Annotated in this window: 26 protein-coding genes and 1 tRNA gene; 21 read left to right on the forward strand and 6 right to left on the reverse strand. The window is 73.8% G+C overall.

Annotated elements, in window-relative coordinates; translation table 11 throughout:
* The first annotated feature begins 66 nt into the window (after positions 1 to 66).
* From GCU60_RS00225 to GCU60_RS00235, 3 genes are all read left to right on the forward strand, one after another.
* A complete protein-coding gene (locus GCU60_RS00225) occupies positions 67 to 1,374 on the forward strand; it encodes an acetyl-CoA C-acetyltransferase (protein WP_163201635.1) in 1,308 nt (435 codons plus the stop codon).
* Positions 1,375 to 1,452: 78 nt separating this feature from the next.
* Positions 1,453 to 2,808 (forward strand): 3-oxoacyl-ACP reductase, encoded by a 1,356-nt coding sequence (locus GCU60_RS00230; RefSeq protein ID WP_163201636.1) that lies wholly within the window; start codon positions 1,453 to 1,455, stop codon positions 2,806 to 2,808.
* On the forward strand, positions 2,808 to 3,671 hold the full coding sequence (locus GCU60_RS00235; RefSeq protein ID WP_163201637.1) for a MaoC/PaaZ C-terminal domain-containing protein: 864 nt from the start codon (positions 2,808 to 2,810) through the stop codon (positions 3,669 to 3,671). The genes GCU60_RS00230 and GCU60_RS00235 overlap by 1 nt, the downstream gene beginning before the upstream one ends.
* Positions 3,672 to 3,746: 75 nt before the next feature.
* Here GCU60_RS00235 and GCU60_RS00240 read toward each other — a convergent pair whose 3' ends face one another.
* Entirely contained in the window at positions 3,747 to 4,682 is a 936-nt protein-coding gene (locus tag GCU60_RS00240) for a carbon-nitrogen hydrolase family protein (protein ID WP_163201638.1), read from the reverse strand.
* Between the two features lie 230 nt (positions 4,683 to 4,912).
* Between GCU60_RS00240 and GCU60_RS19985 the strand changes: the two genes are divergently transcribed.
* The 10 genes from GCU60_RS19985 to GCU60_RS00280 all read left to right on the forward strand — a co-directional run bounded on the left by GCU60_RS19985 (position 4,913) and on the right by GCU60_RS00280 (position 15,070).
* Positions 4,913 to 5,155 carry an acyl-CoA dehydrogenase family protein gene (locus GCU60_RS19985; RefSeq protein WP_239520222.1) on the forward strand — a complete coding sequence of 81 codons (243 nt, stop codon included), beginning with the start codon at positions 4,913 to 4,915 and terminating at the stop codon, positions 5,153 to 5,155.
* On the forward strand, positions 5,133 to 6,128 hold the full coding sequence (locus GCU60_RS00245; protein WP_239520223.1) for an acyl-CoA dehydrogenase family protein: 996 nt from the start codon (positions 5,133 to 5,135) through the stop codon (positions 6,126 to 6,128). The genes GCU60_RS19985 and GCU60_RS00245 overlap by 23 nt, the downstream gene beginning before the upstream one ends.
* A 284-nt stretch (positions 6,129 to 6,412) precedes the next feature.
* On the forward strand, positions 6,413 to 8,011 hold the full coding sequence (locus GCU60_RS00250) for a fibronectin type III domain-containing protein (RefSeq protein ID WP_163201639.1): 1,599 nt from the start codon (positions 6,413 to 6,415) through the stop codon (positions 8,009 to 8,011).
* Positions 8,012 to 8,276: 265 nt separating this feature from the next.
* Positions 8,277 to 9,059 (forward strand): class E sortase, encoded by a 783-nt coding sequence (locus GCU60_RS00255; protein ID WP_345770296.1) that lies wholly within the window; start codon positions 8,277 to 8,279, stop codon positions 9,057 to 9,059.
* A 4-nt stretch (positions 9,060 to 9,063) separates the two neighbouring features.
* On the forward strand, positions 9,064 to 9,222 hold the full coding sequence (locus GCU60_RS19735) for a hypothetical protein (RefSeq protein ID WP_204261147.1): 159 nt from the start codon (positions 9,064 to 9,066) through the stop codon (positions 9,220 to 9,222).
* A gap of 129 nt (positions 9,223 to 9,351) precedes the next feature.
* Entirely contained in the window at positions 9,352 to 10,878 is a 1,527-nt protein-coding gene (locus GCU60_RS00260) for an ABC transporter substrate-binding protein (RefSeq protein ID WP_163201641.1), read from the forward strand.
* Positions 10,879 to 10,886: 8 nt separating this feature from the next.
* On the forward strand, positions 10,887 to 11,816 hold the full coding sequence (locus tag GCU60_RS00265) for an ABC transporter permease (protein WP_239520237.1): 930 nt from the start codon (positions 10,887 to 10,889) through the stop codon (positions 11,814 to 11,816).
* A gap of 28 nt (positions 11,817 to 11,844) precedes the next feature.
* Positions 11,845 to 12,798 carry an ABC transporter permease gene (locus GCU60_RS00270; RefSeq protein WP_204261148.1) on the forward strand — a complete coding sequence of 318 codons (954 nt, stop codon included), beginning with the start codon at positions 11,845 to 11,847 and terminating at the stop codon, positions 12,796 to 12,798.
* Between the two features lie 152 nt (positions 12,799 to 12,950).
* Entirely contained in the window at positions 12,951 to 14,036 is a 1,086-nt protein-coding gene (locus GCU60_RS00275; protein WP_345770297.1) for an ABC transporter ATP-binding protein, read from the forward strand.
* Positions 14,033 to 15,070, forward strand: coding sequence for an ABC transporter ATP-binding protein (locus GCU60_RS00280; RefSeq protein ID WP_163201643.1), 1,038 nt, complete (start codon positions 14,033 to 14,035; stop codon positions 15,068 to 15,070). Before GCU60_RS00275 ends, GCU60_RS00280 begins: the two co-directional genes overlap by 4 nt.
* Positions 15,071 to 15,077: 7 nt before the next feature.
* On the opposite strand, the gene GCU60_RS00285 is transcribed toward GCU60_RS00280, so the two are convergent.
* Positions 15,078 to 16,301 carry an MFS transporter gene (locus tag GCU60_RS00285; RefSeq protein ID WP_163201644.1) on the reverse strand — a complete coding sequence of 408 codons (1,224 nt, stop codon included), beginning with the start codon at positions 16,299 to 16,301 and terminating at the stop codon, positions 15,078 to 15,080.
* 195 nt (positions 16,302 to 16,496) lie between these two features.
* Here GCU60_RS00285 and GCU60_RS00290 point away from each other — a divergent pair.
* The 6 genes from GCU60_RS00290 (at position 16,497) to GCU60_RS00315 (ending at position 21,245) form a co-directional block, all read left to right on the forward strand.
* Positions 16,497 to 16,583, forward strand: a tRNA-Ser gene (locus tag GCU60_RS00290).
* Positions 16,584 to 16,884: 301 nt separating this feature from the next.
* Positions 16,885 to 17,262 (forward strand): helix-turn-helix transcriptional regulator, encoded by a 378-nt coding sequence (locus tag GCU60_RS00295; RefSeq protein WP_204261149.1) that lies wholly within the window; start codon positions 16,885 to 16,887, stop codon positions 17,260 to 17,262.
* On the forward strand, positions 17,259 to 18,029 hold the full coding sequence (locus tag GCU60_RS00300; RefSeq protein ID WP_163201645.1) for a hypothetical protein: 771 nt from the start codon (positions 17,259 to 17,261) through the stop codon (positions 18,027 to 18,029). Before GCU60_RS00295 ends, GCU60_RS00300 begins: the two co-directional genes overlap by 4 nt.
* Positions 18,030 to 18,532: 503 nt before the next feature.
* Positions 18,533 to 19,357 (forward strand): hypothetical protein, encoded by an 825-nt coding sequence (locus GCU60_RS00305; RefSeq protein WP_239520239.1) that lies wholly within the window; start codon positions 18,533 to 18,535, stop codon positions 19,355 to 19,357.
* 87 nt (positions 19,358 to 19,444) lie between these two features.
* On the forward strand, positions 19,445 to 20,488 hold the full coding sequence (locus tag GCU60_RS00310) for a GGDEF domain-containing protein (protein ID WP_345770298.1): 1,044 nt from the start codon (positions 19,445 to 19,447) through the stop codon (positions 20,486 to 20,488).
* Positions 20,489 to 20,606: 118 nt separating this feature from the next.
* Entirely contained in the window at positions 20,607 to 21,245 is a 639-nt protein-coding gene (locus GCU60_RS00315) for a LysE family transporter (protein WP_163201646.1), read from the forward strand.
* A 12-nt stretch (positions 21,246 to 21,257) separates the two neighbouring features.
* Here the strand turns inward: GCU60_RS00315 and GCU60_RS00320 are convergent, their stop codons facing one another.
* The 4 genes from GCU60_RS00320 to GCU60_RS00335 are packed head-to-tail and all read right to left on the reverse strand — an operon-like array spanning position 21,258 to position 24,432.
* Complete coding sequence (locus GCU60_RS00320; RefSeq protein WP_163201647.1) at positions 21,258 to 22,373, reverse strand: geranylgeranyl reductase family protein; 1,116 nt, start codon at positions 22,371 to 22,373, stop codon at positions 21,258 to 21,260.
* 27 nt (positions 22,374 to 22,400) lie between these two features.
* Positions 22,401 to 23,336: an alpha/beta fold hydrolase gene (locus GCU60_RS00325; protein WP_163201648.1), complete on the reverse strand. Its 936-nt coding sequence runs from the start codon at positions 23,334 to 23,336 to the stop codon at positions 22,401 to 22,403.
* Between the two features lie 54 nt (positions 23,337 to 23,390).
* Positions 23,391 to 23,963: a TIGR00730 family Rossman fold protein gene (locus GCU60_RS00330; RefSeq protein WP_163201649.1), complete on the reverse strand. Its 573-nt coding sequence runs from the start codon at positions 23,961 to 23,963 to the stop codon at positions 23,391 to 23,393.
* 10 nt (positions 23,964 to 23,973) lie between these two features.
* Positions 23,974 to 24,432, reverse strand: a complete 459-nt coding sequence (locus tag GCU60_RS00335) for a MaoC family dehydratase (RefSeq protein ID WP_163201650.1) — start codon at positions 24,430 to 24,432, stop codon at positions 23,974 to 23,976.
* Positions 24,433 to 24,563: 131 nt separating this feature from the next.
* Between GCU60_RS00335 and GCU60_RS00340 the strand changes: the two genes are divergently transcribed.
* Positions 24,564 to 25,043: an NUDIX domain-containing protein gene (locus tag GCU60_RS00340; RefSeq protein WP_163201651.1), complete on the forward strand. Its 480-nt coding sequence runs from the start codon at positions 24,564 to 24,566 to the stop codon at positions 25,041 to 25,043.
* Between the two features lie 181 nt (positions 25,044 to 25,224).
* Positions 25,225 to 25,977 (forward strand): hypothetical protein, encoded by a 753-nt coding sequence (locus GCU60_RS19740; RefSeq protein WP_204261150.1) that lies wholly within the window; start codon positions 25,225 to 25,227, stop codon positions 25,975 to 25,977.
* The last annotated feature ends 2 nt before the right edge of the window (positions 25,978 to 25,979 follow it).

Consider the following 25,979-nt stretch of genomic DNA (forward strand, 5'->3'; position numbering starts at 1 on the left):
GACAAACAGTACCGCGTACCCTGAGTACCGGCCAACCCGGCCACCACCCCGACCTCGGAGGTCCCCATGGCGAGCAACTCCAAGCCGGCGACTCGCAAGGCCGCGATCGTCGGCGGGAACCGGATCCCGTTCGCGCGCAGCAACTCCACCTACGCCCAGGCGTCCAACCAGGACATGCTGACGGCGACCCTCGACGGTCTGGTGGCCCGCTTCGGGCTGCAGGGCAAGGAGGTCGGCGAGGTCGTGGCCGGCGCCGTCCTGAAGCACGCGCGGGACTTCAACCTCACGCGTGAGTCGGTGCTGGGCTCCAAGCTCGCGCCGAGCACCCCCGCCTACGACGTCCAGCAGGCGTGCGGCACCGGCCTCGAGGCCGCGATCCTCGTCGCCAACAAGATCGCCCTCGGGCAGATCGAGTCCGGGATCGCCGGCGGTGTGGACACCACCTCCGACGCGCCGCTGGCCGTGAGCGACGACCTGCGCCGGGTGCTCATCTCGCTCAACAACGCCAAGTCCGTGCAGGACCGGCTCAAGGCGATCGCGAGGATCCGCCCGGGGATGATCGCCCCGGAGATCCCGCGCAACTCCGAGCCCCGCACCGGCCTGGCCATGGGCGAGCACGCCCAGCTGACCGCGCACGAGTGGGAGATCGGCCGGGAGGAGCAGGACGAGCTCACCGTCCGGTCGCACTCGAACATGGCCGCCGCCTACGACCAGGGCTTCTTCGACGACCTGGTCACCCCGTTCCTGGGCCTGAGCCGCGACCAGAACCTGCGGCCGGACTCCTCGCTGGAGAAGCTGGCCAAGCTCAAGCCGGTCTTCGACAAGGCTCTCCCCGAGGGCGCCGAGGCCACGATGACCGCCGGCAACTCCACGCCGCTCACCGACGGTGCCTCGGCGGTGCTGCTGGCCTCCGACGAGTGGGCCGCCGAGCAGGGCCTGCCCGTGCTCGCCCACCTGGTGGACGCGCAGACCGCCGCGGTCGACTACGTGCACGGCGGCGAGGGCCTGCTGATGGCGCCGGTCTACGCGGTGCCGCGGATGCTGGCCCGCAACGGCCTCTCGCTGCAGGACTTCGACTTCTACGAGATCCACGAGGCGTTCGCCTCCACGGTGCTCGCGACGATGAAGGCCTGGGAGGACCCGGCGTACTGCAAGGAGAAGCTGGGCCTGGACGCCCCGCTGGGCTCGATCGACCGGTCGAAGCTCAACGTGCACGGCTCGTCGCTGGCGGCCGGGCACCCGTTCGCCGCGACCGGCGGGCGGATCGTGGCCTCGCTGGCCAAGACCCTGCACCAGGCGGGCCCCGGCAAGCGCGGCCTGATCTCCATCTGCGCCGCCGGCGGCCAAGGCGTCGTCGCCATCCTCGAGTCCTGACCCACCCCCCAGCTTTTCCGCGGAAACTCACCCCTGAGTTTCCGCGGAAAAGCGCGGTCCATCGGAAGGAAGTCCCCTGTGGCTGACTGGTACACCACCTTCGCCAACTCCGGCTTCGGCACCACGATCACCAAGCAGCTGGGCCTCCCGCGCCCGGCGGTGCTGCGCCGCTACGAGCCCGGCCAGCCGCTGCTCCCGGGCCCGGTCGTCATCGGCTCGGCCGGCCAGGGCCGGCTGCGCGACACCGTCACCACCGTCCTCCGGGACGCCGGGGTGACCGTGCAGTCCCCGGTGACGGCGGACGGCGCGACCGACGGCGAGAAGCTCGGCGCGGTGGTCCTGGACGCGACCGGGCTGACCGGCCCGGGCGACCTGGCCAGCGCGCACGACTTCCTGGCCTCGGCCATCAAGCGGCTGCGGCCCTCGGGGCGGGTGCTGATCCTGGCCGACCCGCCCTCGGACGCCGACTCCCCGGCGCAGGCGGCCGCCCGCCAGGCGGTGGACGGACTGGTCCGGTCCATCGCCAAGGAGCTGCTGAACGGCTCCACGGCCAACGCCGTCTACGTGCCCGAGGGCGCCGAGGCCTCGCTGGCCAGCCCGCTGGCGTTCTTCCTCTCCGGCCGGTCGGCCTACGTCGACGGGCAGCTGCTCGCGCTCTCGCCCGCCGACGTGCCCACCGGTGAGGACGCCGACAAGCCGCTGGCCGGCAAGGTCGCCGTGGTCACCGGCGCCGCCCGCGGCATCGGCGCCTCGATCGCCTCGGTGATGGCCCGCGACGGCGCGCACGTGGTCGCCGTCGACATCCCGGCCGCCGGGGAGAGCCTGGCCGCGGTCGCCAACGAGATCGGCGGCACGGCCCTCCAGCTCGACATCACCGCGCCGGACGCGGCGAACCGGCTCATCGAGCACCTCCGCGAGCGGCACGGCGGGGTCGACGTCGTCGTCCACAACGCCGGCATCACCCGCGACAAGCTGCTGGTGAACATGGACGCCGCCCGCTGGAACTCGGTGATGGCGGTGAACCTGCAGGCGCAGCTGGACATCACCCAGGCGCTGCTCGACGACGGCGACGTGCTGAACGAGAACGCCCGGATCGTCTGCGTTTCCTCGCAGTCGGGCATCGCCGGCAACCGCGGGCAGACCAACTACGCGGCCAGCAAGGCCGGCGTCATCGGCATGGTGCGCGCCTGGGCCCCGCAGTTCGCCGAGCGCGGCGCCACGATCAACGCCGTCGCGCCGGGCTTCATCATCACCGAGATGACGGCGAAGATGCCGGTCGGCACCCGGGAGGTCGGGTCGCGGATCAACTCGCTGTCCCAGGGTGGGCTGCCGGTCGACGTCGCCGAGACGATCGCGTGGCTGTCCCAGCCGGGCAGCGCCGGGGTCAACGGCCAGACCGTGCGGGTCTGCGGCCAGTCGATGCTGGGCGCCTGATGGCGGCCGAGGACGTGACGGTGCTGGAGTCGCCGCCGAACATGGCGGCGCTGTTCGCCAGGGCCGCGCTGACCGCGCGCGGCCGCAGCGGCGACCTGCCCGGCACCCGGCTCGCCCGTCGGGGCGTGACCGTGGACGCCGGGAACCTCGCCGGCTACGCCCGCGTGTGCGGCTTCCCGCTGGGCGACACGCTGCCGCCCACCTACCCGCACATGCTCGCCTTCCCGCTGCAGATGGCGCTGATGAGCGACCGCGCGTTCCCGCTGGCCCTGCCCGGGCTGGTGCACGTGCGGAACACGATCGACGTCGTCCGGCCGATCGGGGCGGGCGAGAGCCTGGACCTGGAGGTGTGGGCGGAGCGGTTCGCGAGCCACCGCAGCGGCGCCACCGTGGACCTCTGCGCGTCGGTGTCGGCCGGCGGCGCGGAGGTGTGGCGGAGCCGCTCGACCTACCTGGCCCGCGGCGCGAAGGCCCCGGCCGGTGCGCCGGAGGCCGACGTCACCGTGGCCGTCGGCGACCTCGAGCGGTCCGTGGCCACCTGGCGGATCCCCGACGACGCCGGACGGCGCTACGCCGCGGTCTCCGGCGACGTGAACCCGATCCACCTGTCCGGGCTGACGGCGAAGGCGTTCGGCTTCAAGCGCGCGATCGCGCACGGCATGTGGGTCAAGGCCCGGGTGCTGGGCGCCCTGGCCAACCGGCTGCCGGAGTCCTTCGCCGTCGACGTCGGCTTCCGCAAGCCGCTGTTCCTGCCCTCGACGGTCACCCTCGCCACGGCGCAGGCCGGCGGCGGCTGGGACGCCGCGGTGCGGAATGCGAAGAGCGGCACCGAGCACCTGGTCGGCACGATCCGCCCGCTCTGAGACCGGGTCAGCCCCGGCCCGCGGCCCGACGAGGCCGTGGGCCGTGGCGGCGGGGCCGCGGTGGCTGCGGCCGGCTCAGCCGTGTGCGGACGGCTCCGTCGAGAACTCCACGGACGTCTTCGAACCCGTGTCGACGCGGAGGGAGAACACGTCCGGGCGCGAGTAGTGGCCCGTCGCGTCCATGTCGATGTGACCCCTCGTCTTGGCTCCGAGGTCGATGTCGGCGTACAGGATCGTCTCCTCGCCGAAGACGGGGCCGGCGAGCACGTTGCCCAGCGGATCGACGATCATGCTGCCGCCGCGCATGACCGTGTCCGGGGCGTCGTAGTCGAACTCGTAGTCGGCGGGATAGGCGTCCTTCGTGATCGCCTGGCAGGCGGACAGCACGAAGACGCGGCCCTCGAGCGCGATGTGCACCATGGAGCTCTGCCAGGTGGGTCGGTCGTCCGCGGTGGGAGCGCAGTAGATCTGCACACCCTGGGCGTACATCGCCTGCCGGAGCAGGGGCATGTAGTTCTCCCAGCAGATGACCGTGCCCAGGCGACCGGCCGGGGTGTCGACGACGTCCAGCGTCGACCCGTCGCCGAAGCCCCAGACCAGGCGCTCGACGGCCGTCGGCATGAGCTTCCGGTGCTTCCCCACGACGCCCTTGTGCGGGTCGATCATCAGGGCAGTGCAGTAGAGGGTGTTGCCGAGCCGTTCGATCACACCGATGACGACGAAGAGCTTGTGCTCGGCTGCCCCCTGCTCCAGCAGCGCGACCTCCTCGCCGTCGAGCGTGATGGCGGCGTCGAAGTAGCGCTGGAAGAGCGCGCGCCCCTCCGGGCTGCGGTACCCGACCGCACTGCCGAAGGCCGATCCCTTGGGGTAGCCCCCGATGAACGCCTCGGGGAAGACCGCCAGCGTGGCGCCACCCTCGGCGCACTCGCGCATGAGGCCCATCGCCTTGGCGACGGCCGCCTTCCGGTCGAAGGGGACGGATCCCGCCTGCACCACCGCTGCTCGCGTCATGTCGACCGTCGCTTTCTCGAGGGGGATGGTTGGTGCGCCCTTGGGTGTGAGCCACACCACGGTCGCACGCCTGCGACCCGGCTGGCGACGATCTGGAGCGCTCCCTTGGCCCACGCAGCGGAGAGGTGGCCCCCCGGAAGCGGTGAGCGGACCGCCCGGCGATGATCGACCCGACAGGCGTCCCGGGCCTCGTCGTCGCGTCCGCCCGCTCTGAGACCAGGAGATCCCGCATGGCCGTGTCGTTCGACCTCACCGAGGACCAGATCGAGCTGCAGAAGTGGGTGCACGAGTTCGCCGCGAACGTCGTCCGCCCGGCGGCCGCCGAGTACGACGAGCGCGAGGACTTCCCCTGGGCGGTGCTCCAGGAGGCGGCGAAGATCGGGCTCTACTCGCTCGACTTCTTCGCCACCCAGTGGGTTCGACGAGTCCGGCCTCGGGATCCCGCTCACCATGGAGGAGCTCTTCTGGGGTGACGCCGGCATCGGCCTGGCCATCGTCGGCACCACGCTGGCCGCCGCGTCCGTGAGGGCGAACGGCACCGACGAGCAGGTCGGGCAGTGGATCCCGGCGATGTTCGGCACCGAGGCCGAGCCCAAGGTCGCCGCGTTCTGCTCCAGCGAGCCCGACGCCGGGTCCGATGTCGGCGCGATGCGGACCCGCGCGGTCTACGACGAGAAGACCGACGAGTGGGTGCTGACGGGCACCAAGACGTGGGCCACCAACGGCGGCATCGCCGACATCCACGTGGTCACCGCGGTCGTCGACCCCGAGCTCAAGGCCCGCGGTCACGCGAGCTTCGTCGTCCCCCCGGGCACGCCGGGGATCAGCCAGGGGCAGAAGTTCCTCAAGCACGGCATCCGCGCCTCGCACACCGCCGAGGTCGTGCTCGACGGCTGCCGCATCCCCGGCGACTGCCTGCTCGGCGGCCGGGAGAAGCTCGAGGAGCGGCTGGCCCGTGCCCGGGAGGGCGTGAAGAGCGGCCGGACCCAGCCCTCGATGGCCACCTTCGAGCGCACCCGGCCCGCCGTCGGCGCGCAGGCGGTCGGCGTGGCCCGGGCGGCCTACGACTACGCGCTGGAGTACGCCAAGCAGCGCGAGCAGTTCGGCCGGGCGATCATCGAGAACCAGTCGATCGCCTTCATGCTCGCCGACATGAAGACGTCGATCGACGCGGCCCGGCTGCTGGTGTGGCGGGCGGCGTGGATGGCCCGCAACGGCCAGCAGTTCACCGCCGCCGAGGGCTCGATGTCCAAGCTCGTCGCGGGGGAGACCGCCGTCCGGGTCACCGAGAAGGCGATGCAGATCCTCGGTGGCAACGGCTTCACCCGCGAGTACCCGGTCGAGCGGATGGCCCGCGACGCGAAGATCTACACGATCTTCGAGGGCACCTCGGAGATCCAGCGGCTGGTCATCGCCCGCACCATCTCCGGCGTGCACATCCGCTGAGCGGCCCCGTCCGGGAGTTTCCCGCGCCGGTCCCGTACCGGTACGAGAACGGCGTGAACTGATCCGCACAGTCCGCCCGGGCGCGGTTCGTCGCTATTTCGGCTGCACCGACGGCGCGCTGACCAGGGTTTTCGCGCTGCAGGTCACGATCGGGTCACGTGTGGTCCCAGCCGTTCCGCGAGCGTGGCGGCGGGATCTCGCGCTGCGGCCGCATGGTCTGGTTCGCGCCGTCCGGACCGCCGGGCCACCGCCCCGGCGATCCGGGACCCATCGAGGGAGCAGACGTGCAGCTCACGTCATCACCCCGTCGTGCTCTCGGCCTCGTGGCCGTCGGTGCGATCGGGATGTCCACCGCAGTGCTCGGCGTCGCGGGCGTGGCCCAGGCCGCTCCGCTGACCCCCATCCCCTTCACCTCCAGCAGCAGCCCGCTGGTCATCTCCGCCGGCTACTGCAGCGTCGACTGGACGCTCGTCGGCGGGTCGGGCGGCGCGTCCCAGAGCGGCACCCCCGGCGCCAACGGCGGCAAGCTCGTCGTCACCACCGACGTGTACGCCGACGAGACCTTCACCTTCTTCCCCGGCACCGAGGGGCAGCCGGGCGCCGGCGGGCTCGGTGGCGCCGGCGGCACGAACGGCGACGGTCAGGGCAACGGTGGTCTCGCCGGTGCGGACGGCGTCTCCGGCGGCGGTGGCGGCGGCGGGGCCACCACCGTGCAGGCCGACGGCTTCCCCTTCCTCTTCGCCTTCGGCGGCAACGGCGGTGACGCCGACCCCGACAGCAGCGCCGGCTTCGGCCAGGGCAACGGCGGGAACCGGGTCGAGGGCACCGAGTTCGACCGGGTGGTCGCTCCGGGTGCCGGCAACGGCAGCGTGAGCGGCACGGTCCAGCCCTGCGAGATCGGCACCCCGACGGTGAACTGGATCGAGGGCGGCGAGAAGTCCGCCACCCTGCAGATCTGGGCCGGCGACCTGCCCGACGGCGCGTCCACGCCCGTCTACGAGTACAGCCTCGACGAGGGCCCCTGGCAGGCGCTCGTCACCGGCAACGACTTCCAGTACGAGCCCACCATCACCGGCCTGGTGAACGGCCGCACGTACTCGGTGCGCGTCCGCACGACGACGACCTGGGGCTCCAGCGAGCCGACCGTCGCCCAGACGGTCACGCCCCGCCACGTCCTGGGTGCGCCGACCGGCGTGACCGCGACAGCCGGCCCCGGCTCGATCACCGTCACCTGGGCGCCTCCGGCCGACCCGACCGGGATCACCGGGTACGAGGCCTGGGCGATGCCGGCCGGTGCGCAGTCCAGCGCCGGCCTGGTGAAGTGCCCGCCGCTGAGCGCGGCCGCCCGCAGCTGCACGATCGGCGTGCCCGTCGGGCAGGAGTACAGCGTGGGCGTCGTCGCCCTCGACGCCGCCGGTCGCGGCGAGTCGGCCTTCGTGCTCACGGGGAAGATCCAGGCCGCTGCCGCCCCGGCCACCCTGCCGAAGTCCTCCGGCGCGCTGTCCACCACCAAGGGCGCGGTCAAGACGCTGGCCCCCGGCGCGTCGGTCACGCTGACCGGCGGCGGCTACCTGCCCGGGTCGACCGTGACCCTGCTCATGTACAGCACCCCGACCGTGCTCGGCACCACGGTGGCCGACGCCAGCGGCAACATCTCCGCCACGGTGACGCTGCCGGCCGGTTCCGGCAACCACACGCTGGTCGCCGGGGGCGTCGACCCGTCCGGCGCTCCGCACAACCTCACGATGGCCGTGACCCTGAAGGCCGGCGCCGGCCTGGCGAACACCGGTGCCGACATCGCGCTGCCGCTGGCCGGCGGCGCCGCGGCGCTGCTGCTGGGTGGCGGGCTGCTCGTCGCCTCCCGTCGTCGCTCGGCCGTCTGACCCGTCACCGCACTCCCAGGAGCCCGGGCCACCGCGAGGTTGCCCGGGCTCCTGCGCGTCCGACACCCGGTGAGGCGGGCAGAACCGGGTCGCGGGAGCCGTCTCGCCTAGCATTCGCAGCGTCGGCGGGAGCAGCGCCGGCGGCCAGGGAGAGGACCGGGGGAACGGCATGGTGGACCCGGACGGGGATCGGCCCCAGGAACGGACCGATCGCTGGGACCGCGTGCCCGCGATGAGCGGGGCACCGCAGCGGACGCGACCGCCCGTGCCTCCCCGCACCGGCGCCCACCGGGCGCCTGACGAGGACAGCCCCGAGCCCGTCCGCGGGGACCGCTGGCGCAGCGTCGCCCGCGGCCTGGGCGAGCTGCTCGTCACCTGCGGCGCCGTCCTCCTGCTGTTCGTCGTCTACGAGCTCTACGTGACCGACCTGCTCACCGACCGCCGGCAGGACCAGCTGGCCGAGCAGCTGCAGGAGGACTGGGCGGAGCCCGGTCCCGCGCGGGACCTGCGCGAGGTGGAGATCGGGGACGCCTTCGGCGTCCTGCGCATCCCGCGGCTGGGCGAGGACTACGCCCGCGTCGTGCTCGAGGGGACGACGGAGGCCGAGCTCTCCCAGGGCCCCGGGCACTACGTGGGGACGGCGTTGCCCGGGGAGCCGGGCAACGTGGCGCTGGCCGGCCACCGGGTGGGCAAGGGATCGCCCTTCCTGGACCTCGACGCGATGCAGCCGGGCGACCCGATCGTCGTGGAGACCGCCGACTCCTGGTTCGTCTACCGGGTGCTCGGCGACCCGGCGACCGGTGACCTCGCGGCCGACCCCAGCGGCATCCCGGGGCGGCAGATCGTGAGCCCGGCGGCGCTGGAGGTCATCTCCCCGACCCCGAACCAGGCGGCCGGGGCGGCACCCAGCGGCTCCTACCTGACGCTGACCACCTGCCATCCGCGGTTCTCCGCCCGGCAGCGGCTGATCGTGCACGCCCGGCTCGACGGTGCGGCGATGCCCAAGGCGGAGTTCCCCGACGGCCCGCCGGCGCTCTGGGAGGGCTGAGGACATGTACGGCTGGATCTGGCGCCATCTGCCCGGCGGCACCGGGCTGAAGACGGTGCAGGCGCTGGTGCTGCTGCTCGCCGTCTGCGCGCTGCTGCTGTTCGTGGTGTTCCCCTGGGTGGAGCCGCGGCTGCCGTTCAACGACGTCACCGTGGGCGACTGAGGGGCCGTTCCGCCCGGAAGGTCTCGTCCCCGCAACGATCGTCGCGAGACGCCGTCTGGGGGTGCGGACCTGCGCGTATGGGTCCAGGGTCGTAGGGAGGACGACGTCTCCCGACACCCGGAGGTCCCTGTGCGCTCCCCTCGACTGCTCGCTCTCGCCGCCGCCGGCGGACTCCTGCTCACCGCCTGCGGAGGAGGCGGCGACAGCGTGGACACCGGAGGCGGTGGCGGAGGCGGGGACAACGTCCTGGTCGCGGCGGTCAGCGCCCAGCCCGACCAGTTCGACCCGCACGTCACCAGCGCCTACCCGAGCTTCCAGGTGCTGGAGAACGTCTACGACACCCTCGCCGTCCCCGACGCCGAGGACCTGACGATGCAGCCGAGCCTGGCCGAGTCGTGGGAGACCAGCGAGGACGGGCTGACCTGGACGTTCACCCTGCGCGAGGGCGTCACGTTCCACGACGGCAGCGAGTTCGACGCCGCCGACGTCGTCTACTCCTACAACCGGATCATCGACGAGGAGCTCAACAACGCCTACCGGTTCGCCACGGTCGAGAACGTCGAGGCCGTGGACCCGCAGACCGTCGAGATCACCGTCAGCCAGCCGACGCCCAACCTGCCCGCGCTGATCGGCGGCTTCAAGGGCATGGCGATCCTGCCCGAGGGCGCGGCCGAGGAGTACGACCTCACCACCGAGGCCGTGGGCACCGGCCCCTTCACGCTGGAGAGCTCCGACGCCAGCCGGACCGAGCTCGCCGCCTACGAGGACTACTGGGGCGGTGCGCCCGGCATCGACGGCGTGGAGTTCCGCTACATCACCGAGCCGGCCGCCGCGCTCACCGCGCTGGAGAACGGCGAGGTGCAGTGGACCGACAACGTGCCGCCGCAGCAGATCGAGTCGCTGGAGGGCGACGACGCCGTCGAGCTGGCCACCACGCCCAGCGTCGACTACTGGTACATGAGCATGAACTACGCCCGGGAGCCGTTCGGCAACCCGCAGGTGCGGCAGGCGATCGCGACGGCCATCGACCGCGGCGCGGTGACCGAGGCGGCGCGGTTCGGGGCGGCCCAGCCCAACCAGACGGCCATCCCCGAGGACAGCTTCTACTACTACGACTACGCGCCGTACGACGCGAACGTCCAGGAGGCGCAGTCGCTGCTCCAGCAGGCCGGCGTCCAGACGCCGATCACCATGGGCCTGATGGTCACCGACGAGTTCCCGGAGACCGTCACCGCCGCCCAGGTGATCGCCAGCCAGCTGGAGCCGATCGGGATCACCGTCGACGTCCAGACCGTGGACTTCGCGACCTGGCTGGACCGGCAGGCACAGGGTGACTTCGACGCCTTCATGCTCGGCTGGCTGGGCAACATCGACCCGTTCGACTTCTACCACGCCCAGCACATCACCGACGGGTCCAGCAACTTCCAGGGCTACAGCAACCCCCAGGTCGACGAGCTGCTGAACTCCGCCGCCACGGAGACCGACGAGGCGGCCCGGAAGGACCTCTACGACCAGGCGGCGAAGCTGATCGTCGACGACGTCTCCTACCTGTACCTCTACAACCCCGACGTCGTGCAGGCCTGGGCGCCGGGGCTGTCCGGGTACGAGATCCGCGCCGACAAGGCGATCAACTTCGAAGGCGTGGAGCTGCCCTGACCGGCTACCTGCTCCGGCGGGTCGGCCAGTCCGCGGTCGTCCTCGCCGGGGTGAGCGTCATCGTGTTCGCCCTGGTGCACCTCGTACCGGGCGATCCGGTGCGGCTCGCGCTGGGCACGCGGTTCTCCCAGGAGAGCTACGACGCCCTGCGCGAGCGGTCCGGCCTGGACCAGCCGCTGGTCGAGCAGTTCTTCGGCTGGGCCGGCCGGGCGCTCACCGGCGACCTGGGGGTGAGCTTCCGCAGCGGGGAGACGGTGACCTCGCAGATCGCCGAGCGGCTCCCGGCCACGCTGACGCTGGCGTTCGCCTCGATCCTCGTGGCGCTGCTGATCGCCATCCCGCTGGGGACGGTCTCGGCCCTGCGGCCCCGGTCGGTCATCGACCGCGTCGCCACGGTGATCAGCCAGTTCGGGATCTCGGTGCCCGACTTCTGGATGGGCATCGTGCTCATCCTGGTCTTCGCCGGGACGCTGGGCTGGCTGCCCTCGGGCGGCTACGTGCCGATCAGCGAGGACCCGGGCGCCTGGTTCTCCCGGCTGCTGATGCCGGCCCTGGTGACCGGTGTGGTGTCGGGCTCGGTGATCACCCGGTTCGTGCGCTCCAGCGTGCTGGAGGCCCTGGGCTCGGACCACGTGCGGACGGCGCAGGCGAAGGGGTTGCCGACGCGTCAGGTGTTCACCTGGCACGTGCTCCGCAACGCGCTGCTCCCGCTGGTGACCGTCACCGGCGTCCAGCTGGCCTACCTGCTGTCGGGCGTCGTCGTCGTGGAGATCGTGTTCTCCTGGCCCGGCCTCGGGCAGCTGGCGCTGCAGGCGGTCCAGGCCCGCGACTACCCGGTGCTCCAGGGCGCGATCCTGCTGTTCGCGCTGGTCTTCCTGGTGATCAACCTGGTCGTCGACCTGCTCTACACGGCCATCGACCCGCGGATCCGGCGATGATCCCCAGCCGGGTCCTGCTGGTGACGACATGACCGGCGCCCCCGTCCCCGAGCCCGGCGGTTCCCCGGACACCCCTGCGGGGGCGCCGGGCACGTCCCCCGTCGCGTCGCTGAAGCCGGCCCGCCCCCGCTGGCGGGAGACGCTCGGTCTGCTGGCCCGCAACCCGACGGCCGCCGTCGCCTCGGTGGTGCTGCTGCTGATCGTCGTCGTGGCGGTCTTCGACGACACGTTCGCCCCCGAGGGCGCCAACGAGATCTCGGTGACCGACCGGCTGCAGTCCCCGAGCTGGGCCCACCCGTTCGGCACCGACGACCTCGGCCGCGACATCCTCAGCCGGGTGATCCTGGGCGCCTCGGTGTCGCTCAAGGTCGGCTTCCTGGCGGTCGGCTTCGCGCTGGTCGCCGGCACGATGATCGGCCTGCTCGCCGGCTACTACGGCAAGTGGGTCGACGACGTCCTGATGCGGTTCATGGACATGCTCTTCGCCTTCCCCGCGGTGCTGCTGGCGATTGCGGTGCTCGCCGTCCGCGGGCCGGGCTCGGGCAACACCGCGCTGGCGATCGGCATCGTCTACACGCCGATCTTCGCCCGGGTCACCCGCGCCAGCGTGCTCGGCGTGCGCGAGGAGGTCTACGTGCGGGCGTCCCGCTCGGTGGGCGCCTCGGACTGGCGGATCCTGACCCGCCACATCCTGCCCAACGCCGCTCCGCCGATCATCGTGCAGACCTCGATCAGCCTGGCGTTCGCCGTGCTGGCGGAGGCGGCGCTGTCCTTCCTCGGGCTGGGCACCCAGCCGCCGAACCCGTCGTGGGGGCTGATGCTGGCCGAGGGCCGCGGCTACATCGAGCTGGCCTGGTGGCTGGCGTTCTTCCCGGGGATGGCGATCTTCCTGACCGTGCTGTGCTTCAACCTGCTCGGTGACGGGCTGCGGGACGCGCTGGACCCGCGGCAGCGCACGCTGATGGCCGGGGGTGGCAAGTGAGCGGACAGGGGCGTGAGCATCGCAGCGAGGCGGCCGCCGACAGGGAGGGAGCATCGCAGCGAGGAACGAGCGAGGAGCGGACCGACCGCGGAGGCGGTCTCGGCATGGGAGCGAGGAGCGGAGCGCCCCGCGGGAGCGAACCGGCAAGCGCAGTGACCGCGGGGACGGCGCCGGTGCTGGAGGTCGAGGACCTGCGGGTGCGGCTGCGCACCCCGCGCGGGCCGGCCGACGTCGTCAACGGGCTCAGCTACACCGTCGGCCCCGGGGAGACGGTGGCCGTCGTGGGGGAGTCGGGCAGCGGCAAGAGCGTCTCGGTGCTCGCCCTGCTGGGCCTGCTGCCCGCGCGGGTGGCGACGGTGACCGGTCGTGCCGTGCTGCAGGGCGAGGACCTGCTGACGATGAAGCCCGAGCGGCTGCGCCAGGTGCGCGGCCCGGGCGCCGGCATGGTGTTCCAGGACCCGATGACCTCGCTGAACCCGGTGCTCACCGTGGGCCGCCAGCTCGTCGAGGGCATCCGGGCGCACGGCGACGTCTCCAAGGAGGCCGCCCGCAGCCGCGCCGCGGACCTGCTGGGGGAGGTGGGCCTGCCCGACCCGAAGGGCGCGCTGGACCGGTATCCGCACGAGCTGTCCGGTGGCATGCGGCAGCGGGTGGTCATCGCGATCGCGCTGAGCAACTCGCCGGCGCTGCTGATCGCCGACGAGGCGACGACGGCGCTGGACGTGACGGTGCAGGCGCAGATCATCGACCTGATCGAGAACCTGCAGGCCGACCGCGGCACCGGGGTCATCTGGATCACCCACGACCTCGGCGTCGTCGCGGGCATCGCCGACCGGGTGCTGGTCATGTACGGCGGCCGGTGCGTGGAGGACGGCACGGTGGACGACGTCCTGGAGCGGCCGGCCCACCCCTACACCCGCGGGCTGCTCGGGGCGCTGCCCGACCTGGCGCGGCCCGCGGTCGACGGCGTGGTCCCGGACCTGGCCACGGTGCCCGGCACCCCGCCCGCGCCGACCGACCTGCCGGAGGGTTGCGTGTTCTGGCCGCGCTGCCCGGTGCGCGGGGACGCGCGCTGCGAGCACGAGCAGCCGCCGCTGGTGCAGATCCAGGGCCTAGATCGCCACTTCGGCCCCTCGGGGTTGCCGCACCGGGCGGCGACGTGGTGCACGGAGCCGACCTCCGACACCGGACTCCCGGCGTCCGGTACGGGGAGCACGGCGCTGGGAGGCGACCGATGAGCAGCGACGTGCTGGTGAGCGTGCGCGGTCTCGAGGTGCACTTCCCGGTGCGGGGGGAGGGCATCCGCAAGAAGGGCGCCGGGGTGCTGCGCGCCGTCGACGGCGTGGATCTCGACATCCTGCGCGGCGAGACGCTGGGCCTGGTGGGGGAGTCCGGCTGCGGGAAGTCCACCCTCGGCAACGCCGTCCTCCGGCTGATCCCCTCCACCGGCGGGTCGGTCCACTTCGCCGGCACCGACGTCACCTCGGTGGGCGGCAAGGGGCTGCGCGAGCTGCGCCGCCGGGCCGGGATGGTGTTCCAGGACCCGTTCGCCTCGCTCGACCCGCGGCGCACCGTCGCCCAGACGGTGAGCGAGCCGCTGGAGGTGCACGGGCTGCGCTCCGGCCGGCGCGAGCGGGCCGCCCGGGTGGGGGAGCTGCTCGAGCTGGTCGGCCTGGACCCGGCCGTGGCGGGCCGCTACCCGCACGAGTTCTCCGGCGGTCAGCGGCAGCGCGTCGGCATCGCGCGTGCGCTGGCCGGCGAACCGGACTTCCTGGTGTGCGACGAGGCGATCGCCTCCCTCGACGTGAGCGTGCAGGCGCAGGTGCTCAACCTGCTGCGCAGGCTGCAGAAGCAGCTCGGGCTCACGCTGCTGTTCATCTCGCACGACCTGTCGGCGGTGCGGCACATCTCCGACCGGATCGCGGTCATGTACCTCGGCCGGATCGTGGAGATCGGGCCGGCGTCGGCGGTGGGCTCGGACCCGCAGATGCCCTACACGCAGGCGCTGCTCTCGGCGGTGCCCCTGCCGCACCCGGCTCTGGAGCGGGAGCGGAAGCGGATCGTGCTGCGCGGCGACGTGCCCTCGCCGTCCGCCGTCCCCTCGGGGTGCCGGTTCCGCACCCGCTGCCCGTACGTCTTCGAGCCGTGCGACGACGTCGACCCCGCGTTGCAACCGGCCGGGGCGGCCGGTCAGCAGGCGGCCTGCCACCTGCACGGCGTCGTCGGCACGCCGGTGGAGCGCACCCCCGAAGGCGTCACCGCCGAGCCCTGACCGCGGGTCAGACGGCCTCGCCGACGAGGCGCGGCCGGGCGGCGGCCAGCCCGATGGCCAGCTGGCCGGCGACGACGACCAGCAGCAGCACGAGCCCGGACGTCCAGGCGTGGGTGGAGTCGTGCAGCAGGCCGACGGCGAGCGGCCCGGTGGCCGCCACGAGGTAGCCGACGCTCTGCGCGGACGCCGACAGCCGCCCGGTCTGCCCGACGTCGCGGGTGCGCTGCAGGACCAGCGTCATCGCCAGCGGGAACGAGATGCCGGTGCCCAGCCCGCACAGCAGCGCCCACAGCAGCGGCGCGACCGCCGGGGCGACGAGCAGGCCGGTCAGGCCCGCGAGGATCGGGACCGTGCCCACCAGCACCCAGCCGCCCTGACCGGGCCGCCGGGCGGCCAGCGGGGGGACGACGAGCGACATCGGGACCCCGAGGAGAGCCGCCAGCGCGACGTAGGCGCCCGCGGCGACGGCGGAGACTCCCGCCTCCGTCTGGAGCACGTCGGGCAGCCAGGTGAGGATCGCGTAGAACGCCAGGGACTGCAGGCCGAAGAACAGCGTGACGGCCAGGGCGACCCGGTCGCGGAGCACCGCCGTGCGGGCCCCCTGCGGCGCGGCTGCCGGCCGGGGGGCGCCGCGCCGGGCGCGGGCCAGGGCGGCCACCGATCCCAGCGCGACCAGCACCAGGACGCCCCACAGCAGCAGCCCGGTGACGGCGCTCCCGCCGGCGTCGGCCAGCGGCTGGGCGAAGCCGGCGCCGAGGCTGGCCGAGGCCGCCATCGAGGCGGTGATCATGCCCAGCACCAGGGCGCTGCGGCTGCCGTACTCGGCGCGCGCGACGGCGGGGAGCAGCACGTTGGCGACCGCCATGCCGCCGGTCAGCACGACCGTGCCGACGTACAGCCCGGGGACGCCGAGCAGGCGCAGCAGGATGCCGACCACGATGACGGCGACACCCAGCAGGACGGCGCGGTGGAGGCCCAACCGCGAGGCGAGCGCCGGGGCGAACGGGGAGACCAGGCCGAAGCACACCAGCGGCAGGGCGGTGACGACGGCGAGCGCGCCGGTGGACAACGCGAGCTCGTCGCCCAGTTCGCCGAGCAGCGGGCCGACGGCGGTGAACGGCGCGCGCGTGCACAGCGCCACCAGCACCAGTGCGACCGCGGGCAGCGCGATCACCCAGCGGGGGCGCCGGCGGGTGGCCGCATCGTGGTCCGTCCTGCTCCCCGCCGTCATGCCTCCATGCTGACCGTCGCCGCGCGGGCTCCCGACGCCGGGTGGGTGCGGGCCCGGAGCGACTTCGGGGAAGTGGCGCTCCGCGGGGCGCGCCAGGCCGCGAGTTACCCGAAGTCGCCGCCCAGGGCGGTGCCAGGTGCCACGGGACGCCGGGCGGCGGGAGGGTGGACCCGCGCACTAGCCTCGACGGCGCCAGGAGGGCTCGCCTAGTGGCCGATGGCGGCGGTCTTGAAAACCGCTATGGGGTAACACCCATCGTGGGTTCGAATCCCACGCCCTCCGCTCTGATCAGCACGTTCGCACAGGCTCGACCGGGAGGCGGCCCAGCCGTGCGGCCACTTCGGCGCCAAGTAGCCGGCCGGTCGGCCGCAGCAGGACGCAGCGCTCACCTCGGGCCACTGGCGGCTCTGCATGCCGAGAACGCTGATGTACCGGTCAGTCCGCTGACGGGCGTTCGAGCTCTTGGGCGGCGTGGCGAGCTCGGACGTCGTGTGGACGGGCGGACGGTCCCGGCCTGGGACACGCCTGGGGGTTCGGTCAGCAGCTGCTAGACAGGCGCTCTGAGTAGAGGCACTATCAAGACGTGCCGACCGGACCGCAGCCCAGCGAGTGGCTCCGCGGGGTCCTCGAGCTGTGCGTCCTGCGGGTCATGGCTGATGGGCCCACCTACGGCTATGCCATCGCCGGTCGCCTGGCCGACTCGGGCTTCGGCGACATCAAGGGCGGCACGCTCTACCCGCTGCTGGCCCGGCTCGAGAAGAACGAGCTGGTCATCGTCGACTGGCGGACCGGTGACAGCGGTCCGGGGCGCAAGTACTTCACCCTCACCGACGCCGGCCGCGCCGAGCTGGAGCACGGCCTCACCCAGTGGGAGGCGTTCTCGGCCCGGGTCGGCGTCCACCTCGCCGCGGGCGGCGACACCTTCGTCCACTCCACCCACTCCTCGAGGAGTTCAGCATGAGCGAGTCCCCCGGCGTGCAGGCCGCACCGCAGGAGGTCTGGGAGCGTCCGTTCGTCCGGGCCCACCAGGAGTGGTGTAGTGCGTTCGTGCTCGAGCTGCGGCTGCGGGACGTCCCGGGTCCGGTGATCGGGGAGCGCCTGGGCGAGGTGGAGGGCCACTGCACGGAGACCGGTGAACCTCCCTCGGCAGCGTTCGGTGATCCCACCGACTACGCCCGCGAGATCGATGCGGAGAGCTCTCCCGAGCGCGTGTCGGGGGTGTGGGCCATCGCCGCTCTCGGCGCCGGTCAGGTGCTGGCCATGCTCGTCGGCACCGATGCGATCCGGCACTGGGCCAGTGGTGAGCCACTGACCTACAACCCGGTGCAGCTCGGCTGTCTCGCCGTGGTCGCGGCCGCGCTGCTGTGCCTCCCTCGAGTGCTGCGCCCGCTGATGGCGCACCCTTGGGTGGTGGGCACCGCCCTCTTCGCCGTGGTCACCGCGGCTGGTGTCGGAGCCGCAGCTGCCGGTGGGACTTCGTCGACCGTTGTTCCGGTATCACCGGCAGTGATCGCGATCGGCCTCTTCGCGGTGGTGCTCGCCCTGTCCTGGCTCGAGTACCGCGAGCTGGCTGGTGACTCCGCCGACGATCTCGTCACCTCACCTCTCACCCCTGAGCCGCGAGCGAACACGGCAGCCCGGCGATCAGGCTGGAGCACCTTCCTGCCGCCCCTGATGATCCCCATCTACTACCTTGCGGTGGGGCTCCTCTCCTGGGTCTTCGGCTGACGCACGTCAACCAGTCCGACGACCTGCCGCGTCGAGGCGACAGCGTTCCGCCGCCCGTTGTCGGACTGGCCTCGATCTGATCACCTGCCGTCGCTGAGTCGCGCACGACGCGTGCCACCAGCCAGGGCGACTCGCGCGAAGTGCCTTCGAATCCCACGCCCTCCGCTCCGCGTCCCAGCAGGACGCCACTCCGGGCCCACCCCGTGCCGGGGCGCGTCCCGCCCCCGCGGGGTGAGCCCCGACACGCCGCCCCCGGAGGTCGTCGACCCGCCTCCGCGACGCCGGACACCGGGTTTCCGCAGGTCGCGACGCCGCATGTCGACAAGGCGGCACCCCGGGGAAGGGGTGACCGTGCGGGATGCGGCCCTGCGGCAACGGTTCGGTGACGGGCGGTCAGAGTGCGGGTCGGGACTGCCGAGTACGGGGGTTCGCAGCCTTAGCGTTCTCCTTGTTCGCGGGACTTCCCCACCGCGGCGATAGGTGCTGAGGAGAGCTTCGTGACCATGGGCGCGATGGTGCTGTGGCCGGCGGCGGCGACGATGGGCTTCCTGCTCATGACGGCGGTGGTCGTCGTCCTGGGGGCCGGGTCGACGGCCCGCTACGAGTTCGAGCGCAACGGGGCCCGTGCGCCCCGGCCCGCGGCGGCGCCCTCGCCGATCGGCAACCATCCCGCCGGCCGCCGTGCCGCGGCCCGCCCCGCCGGTGCTCCCGCCGACTCGGCGCAGCAGCCGCAGGCCGTCGCCGTCGCCGTCCGCCCCGCCCCCGCCCCGGCCGGCGAGCCGGCCTGGTGGCTCGTGGGGGAGACCGCGCAGGTGCTGGCCGGGCCGTTCGACGACCGGGTCGACGCCGACTGGGCCGCCCTCGGCGGGAACCTCACCGCGGTGAGCGTGTTCGGGGCCCGCCGCGCCGACGGCACCGTGGCCCCGCGCCCCTCTCCGGCGGACCGCACGTGGATGGTGGAGCTCGGCGACCAGCTGGACCGGCTGCCGGACGACTGGGACGCGCTGCTCAGCGACACCGACCCGCTGACCACGCTCGTGGTGGAGGTCGCCGCGGCGCTGGTGGAGGCCGGCCTGCCGCTCTACGACGCCGCCCAGGGCGCCCCGGCCGGGGGAGTCTGCCTGGCCCCGGAGACCAGCTGCGACGGCGTGCTGGTCAGCTGGCGCACGCACGACCGGATGAGCGTCCAGGCCTCGCGGGGCGCCGACGCCGACGCCGTGGTCCAGCAGCTGATGAACCTCGCCGTCGCGGACACGCTGGCGCAGCTCGGGTTCGTCGTCCAGACCCTCGGGGACGGCGGCTGCGCGCTGGTGACGGCGCTGCGCTGAGGGGTCTTCCCGCGGATCGCAAGCCCCTCGTCACCCGATGGGGCCAGGAAGCTTCGGAGCGGCCCCCGTGGTGCCGATGCAGAACGGGTGAGGATCCCGTCGTCGCTGCGAGCGCGCGAGCCGCGCGCCGCCGCCCGGACCGCGGCGATCGTGCTGCTGGTCTGCGCCGGGATGCTGAGTCTGGTCGGGCTGCTGGGGCCCGCCGCCGTGGGAGATGCCAGCCGCGGCGTCGTCTGGAGCTGCGTCGCCGGCCTGCTGCTCGTCGCGGGGGTCCTGGAGCGCACACCGCCCCAGTTCCTGGACCGCATCGGCGCCTTCCTCGCCCTGGCCATCGGCGGCGTGACCGTCCTGGCCACGCTGGCCCTGATGGGCGGTGGGACGTCGACCCGCGCGCAGGCGTTCCTCGCCTTCGTGGTGGTCTACGCCGGCTTCCACCTCCGCTCGGCGGCCGCGGTGATCGCCACGACGTACTCCGTGGCGGCGGGTGGGGTCATGCTGCTGGGCTCCGCCGAGTCGTTCCGGGCCGCGTTCACCGAGTGGGTGTTCTTCGGCGCCATGCTGGCCGTCATCGGTGGCCTGCTCATCCGGTCGACCAGCAAGCAGGAACGGCTGGTCGCCGCGCTGAAGCGGCAGGCCGACGTCGACGCGCTCACCGGCCTGGTGACGCGGCGCGTCCTGGACGAGGAGCTCACCCGGGCGCTGGCGCGGACGAGCAACCTCGAGGGCACCGCGCTCCTGCTCATGGACGTCGACGAGTTCAAGTCCATCAACGACGTGCACGGTCACCTCGCCGGTGACGACGCGCTTGTCCACCTCTCCACGATCATCCGGCGGCAGACCCGCGCCAGCGACGCCGTCGTCAGCCGGATGGGCGGCGACGAGGTCGCGATTCTGCTGCGCCGCTGCTCGCAGGAGACCGCCGTCCGCCGTGCCCAGCAGCTGCTCGACGCCGTGCGCGGTGAGCCGCTGACGCTGCCCGACGGCACCCTCTACGGCCTGTCGATCAGCCTGGGCGTGGCCCACGTCGAGCGCAGCACCGGTGACCTGCGGACGCTCTACGCCGCCGCCGACGCCGCCCTGTACGCCGCCAAGCGCGGTGGCCGCGGTCGCGTCGAGGTCGCCGCCGCCTGACCCTCCGGCCCGTCGCGGGCAGGCTGCCGGCGCCGGCGACGGAGCGAGCCCTGCGCACGGCTCACCGAGCGGCGACTGGGCTCGTCCGGGGATCCCTGCCGCTGCCTACAGTGACGCGGTGCCCGCCCAACTGCTGCCCTTCCTCGCCGTGGTGGTCGTCCTCACCCTTGCTCCGGGTCCGGACATGGCCCTCGTCCTGCGCAACGGGGTGCGGGGCGGCGTCCGGGCGGCGTGGTGGACGGGGCTGGGGTGCTGCGCGGGCATCGCGGTGTACGCCGCTGCGTCGGCGGTCGGCCTGGCGGCGATCCTCGCGGCGTCGGCGACGGCCTTCATGGTCGTCAAGTTCGTCGGGGCTGCCTACCTCGTCTACCTGGGCGTGACGACTCTGTGGCATGCGCGGACCCAGCCGGAGGTTCCCACCGCGTCCACCGCGTCGACGCCGACCCCCGCGCCGGTGACGGGCCGGCGCCCGGCCTTCCGTCAGGGCCTGGTGAGCAATCTGCTCAATCCCAAGATCGCGCTGATCTTCCTGACGCTCATCCCGCAGTTCGTGTCCCCGGGAGAGCCGGCATCCACGACCGGCGTCCTGGCGGCCGTGTTCCTCGCCCTCGCGGTCCTCTGGTGGCGGCTCTTCTCGCTCGCGGTGGGCTCGTTGGGCCGGGTGCTGTCCCGGCCGCGCGTGCGCATCGCCGTCGAGCGGGTCACGGGCGCGGTGCTCATCGGCCTGGGTGTGCGGGTGGCGCTGGCCGACCACTGACGGCGCGAGGGGTCAGCGCAGCCTGCGGGCCGCGGACACCAGGGTGCGGGGCGTCAGCCGGCCGTCGGCCAGCCCGAGGGCGACGACGGTGTCGAACACCCGCTGGTCGTCCCCCGCCGCGCGGAAGACGGCGTCCATCAGCGCGGTCCGGCGGCTCAGCCGGGACGCCACCGACGAGTGCCGCAGGTGCCGGCCGAGGCGGCTGCCCAGCGCCCGCCGGTACGCCTCGCCCGCTCCGGCGCCCGCGGCCGCCGCCCGGCCGGCCAGCGCGCCGGAGAGCACCGCGTAGAAGATCCCCTCGCCGGTGAGCGGGTTGATCAGCGAGGCGGCGTCCCCGGCCAGCAGCACCCGGCCGTCGGGCTGGCGCGGCCGGCCGGTGCTCAGCGGCAGCCGGTGGGCCTTGAGCCCGGCGGGGGAGACCCCCGGCAGCAGTCGGTGCAGCCCCTCCACCAGGCCGGCGCGGGTCGCCCCGGCAGACACCAGCTCGCCGTAGCCGACGTTGGCCCGCCCGTCGCCGAGCGGGAAGGACCACGCGTACGCCGGCCAGCGCTGCTCGGTGGTGACGATGACCTGGACGCCGTGCTGACCGGGGGGCTCGGGCGCGTAGCCGCGCAACGCCACGGCCACCTGGGAGGGCAGGCCGCGCGGGACGTGCAGCGCCCGGCGGACCACCGACTCGGCGCCGTCGGCACCCACCAGCACGCCGGCGGTGAGCGCGGAGTCGACCTCGACGTGCCCGGGCGCCGCGCGCACCTTCCGCACCTGCTCCCGGCGCAGCACCGCCCCGGCGTCCTGCGCCGCGGCGATCAGCCGGGCATCCAGCACCGAGCGGGGGATCACGTAGGAGGGCCGCTCGGTGGCCCGCTCCACGGTCGTCCCCCGCGGCGAGGTGAGCCGCAGCCGCGGGACGGCGGGGTAGCCGTCGGTGACGGCGGCCGGGTCGACCCCGAGCCCGGCGAGGACGTCGAGCGCCTCGGCGGCGATCCCGTCACCGCAGACCTTGTCGCGGGGGAACGCGGCCCGGTCGAGCACCAGCACGCGGGCCGAGGGATCGGACTGCCGCACGGCCAGGGCGCACGCAGCCCCGGCCGGGCCCCCTCCCACGACGACGACGTCCCAGTGCTCCACGGCGCTGAGGCTAGGGAGCGGGGGCGATCACTGCGCGACGGGGCGCGGGACGCCGTCCCAGTTCTGCGCCAGGAGCCGCCGCCAGCTGTCCAGATCGTGCGCCGCGGGCTCGGTGGTGGTGACGAAGTCCAGCAGCACGTCGCAGAACCGGTCGGGCTCGTCGAGGTGCGGCCAGTGGCCGGACTCCTGGAAGACCTCCACCCGGGCGCTGGGCACCAGTTCCCCCACGGTCCGGGCGTGCTGGGCCGGCACGATCGGGTCGCGGGCCCCCCAGACGACGAGCATCGGGATGGCGTCGGCCAGGTAGAGCCGGTCCAGGGCGGTGACGGCCTGGCCGCGGGCGTCCACCACGCCGCGCAGCGTGCGCAGGAAGGCCCGGCGAGCCTCGGCGTCCTTGAGGGCCAGCAGCGCGTCCACCGCCTGGGCGAGGTCGCCGACCCGCTTCAGGCCGGTGACCCGGCCGACGGTCTCCACGGCCTGCAGCCCGCTCCGCAGCGGGCCGGAGACGCCGGCCAGCGCGGTGACCACGAGCTCGGCCCCGGGCAGCGTCGCCGCCCGCAGCCCCGCGGACAGCTCCGGGCCCAGGCCGCCGCTGCCGACGAGCGCCAGCCGCTGGCAGCGCTCGGGGAACTGGTAGGCGAACTGCAGCGCGATGCCGCCGCCGAGCGAGTGGCCGACCACGGTGGCCCGCTCGATGTCGAGCACCGAGAGCAGGTCGCGCATGCCGTTGGCGTAGGCGGCCAGCGAGTAGTCCCCGCGGGGCTTGTCGGAGTTGCCGTGGCCGAGCAGGTCCGGCGCGATGACGGTGTGGGTCTCGGCGAGCCGGTCGATCACCTTGGCCCAGGTCTGGCAGTTGTTCCCGATACCGTGCAGGAGCAGCAGCGCGGGGCCGTCGCCGGCCCGGATGAAGGCGCGCTTGTGCCCGTGGACCACACGGGTCTCGGCCACCTGGCGTGTCGGCATGCCACCAGTGCACCACGATTCGTGTTGCTGATGGGTTACGGCTACCCCGGCGGATCAGGACGACGAGGGCGCGGTCCACTTCCGCGGCGGGTGCTCGTAGCCCGCCGCGAACGACAGCAGCCCGGGGGCGTCGGCGACCACGCCCAGGGCGTCCAGGCGCCGCCCGTCGAGGTAGCCGTCGTCGACCATGCGGCGCAGCTGGGCCAGCAGCGGCTGCCAGAAGCCGTCGACGTCGAGCAGCGCCGTCGGCTTGGCGTGCAGGCCGAGCATCCCCCAGGTCCAGGCCTCGAACAGCTCCTCGAGCGTGCCGGCGGCGCCGGGCAGCGCCACGAAGGCGTCGCCGAGGTCGGCCATCAGGGCCTTGCGCTCGTGCATGGTCTGCACGACCTCCAGCCGCGGCAGGCCGGGGTGGGCCAGCTCGTCGTCGACGAGGTGCTGCGGGATGACGCCGACGACCTCCCCGCCGGCGGCCAGGGCCGCATCGGCGACGACGCCCATCATCCCGACGCGGCCGCCGCCGTAGACGATCCCGACGCCGGCCCGCGCCAGGCCGGCGGCGAAGGTGGCCGCTGCCTCGGCGTGCGCCGGCGGGCCGGCGTGCGACCCGGTGAAGACGGCGATGCGCATGGAGGCCGGCTCAGCCGCCGTAGTAGCGGTAGACCGGCTCGGCGATGCAGACCGGCTTGTCGCCGCCCTCGCGCTCGATGACGCAGGAGAAGGTCAGCTGCTTGCCGCCGGTGATCTCCTCCACGTTCGCCAGCGTTGCGGTGAGCCGCACCCGGGAGCCCACCGGCACCGGGGAGGGGAAGCGCACCTTGTTCAGGCCGTAGTTCACGCCCATCACGGTGTCGGTGACCAGCAGCACCTGGCCGAACAGCGGGACCAGCAGCGACAGCGTCAGGTAGCCGTGGGCGATCGGCCCGCCGAACGGGCTCTCCTTGGTCGCGCGCTCCACGTCGACGTGGATCCACTGGTGGTCGCCGGTCGCGTCGGCGAAGAGGTTGACGTGCTCCTGCGTCACCTCGTACCAGTCGCTGGTGCCGAGCTCGGTCCCGATCAGGTCGTTCAGCTCGGCCATGGTCGTGGTCGTGGTCATGCGCGCGCCCTCCGGGAGCCGTGTGTACCTACGGATGCTCCGCCTCTGCTTACCAGGGGGAGCAGAGACGGAGCATGTGCGGGCGCCCTCCGGCCCGGCGTCCCGGCCGGCGGCCGGGTTGACTGGAGGTCGTGCTCACCTCGACCGACGGCTGGACCCTCTGCGCCCAGGGGCACCGGCACTGGGGCCGGGCGGGTGCGGCCGGGCTGCTCATCCACCGCGAGGGCCCCGAGGGCCCGGAGCTGCTGCTGCAGCACCGCGCGCTGTGGTCGCACCACGGCGGGACCTGGGGGACGCCCGGCGGCGCGCTGCACGCCGGGGAGGCGGCGGACGCCGGGGCGCTGCGCGAGGTGCGCGAGGAGCTTGGCCTGACCGCCGGCGACCTGGTCCTGGGCGCGCACTCGGTCGACGACCACGGCGGCTGGGCCTACACGACCGTGCTGGCCAGCCCCGCGCGTCCGATCGAGGCCGGCGACCTGATGCTCGACGGCGAGAGCGACGGCGTGGCCTGGGTGCCGGTGGCCCGGCTCGGCGAGGTGGAGCTGCACCCCGGGCTGGCCGCCTCGCTCGGCCGGCTGCGTCCGTTGCTCGATGCAGTTGCGGACGAATAGTTTCCGAGTGGCTGGGCAACCCCCTCCCGATGTCCCCGCCCGGTAGCGGGCGGGGTGGCACGACCGCATCGCGAAGGAGCCGGCCCTGTCCCGCCACGCAGCCAGCACCGGACGCCACGGGGCCATCGGCTTCGGCGGCGGCCGCCACGAGCGACGCGCGCGCCCCGACCGTCGCAAGGGGATGCTCCTCGCGCTGGCCCTGCTCTGCGCCGGGCTGCTGGTCGCCGTTCCGCTGACGTTCATGCTGCTCGGCGGCGGCGACGCGGGGAGCGACGACTCGTCGTCCTCCCGTGACTCCGACGGTGTGTTCACCGGGGCCGACCCCGACCTGCCCGACGTCCCCGATGGTTCCGGCGGGGCGGCGGCCCTGACGACCGAGGCCGCGCGCACCCCCGCGCCGGGGGAGACGCCGGTGGACCCGGCCGGGAACAGCGGTCCCGGATCGGACGCCGCCGGCAACGGCGGCGCGGGCGGCAGCGGATCCGGCGGTTCGGGCTCCGGCGGCTCCGGTTCCGGCGGCTCGGGCTCCGGCGGTTCGGGATCCGGCGGTTCGGGCTCCGGCGGTTCGGGATCCGGCGGTTCGGGCAGCGGCGCGGCCGGCTCGGGTGGGTCCGGCTGGACCGGCGGTGGCTCCGGCGGCGGCGGAGGGACGGCGGCCGGTGCGCCCGCTCCGGCCCCCAGGCCCGCTCCGGCACCGGCTCCCGCCCCGGCCCCCGTGCCCGCCCCGGCCCCCGCGCCGCAGCCCACGCACCCCGCGCCCAAGCCGACGCCGAAGCCCCCGCCGCCCCCGAGCACGGACGCCAACGGCGTCCCGTGCCCCTGCAAGCTGGTCAACGACGTGCTGGTCGCCCTCTCGACGCTGACCAACCCCGTCACCGACGGGCTCGGCGACACGGTGGACGGGGTGACCGGCGGGCTGCTCGGCCGCAAGTGAGA

It is taken from the genome of Blastococcus saxobsidens, assembly GCF_010682065.1.
In the GTDB taxonomy this organism is placed as follows: domain Bacteria; phylum Actinomycetota; class Actinomycetes; order Mycobacteriales; family Geodermatophilaceae; genus Blastococcus; species Blastococcus saxobsidens_B.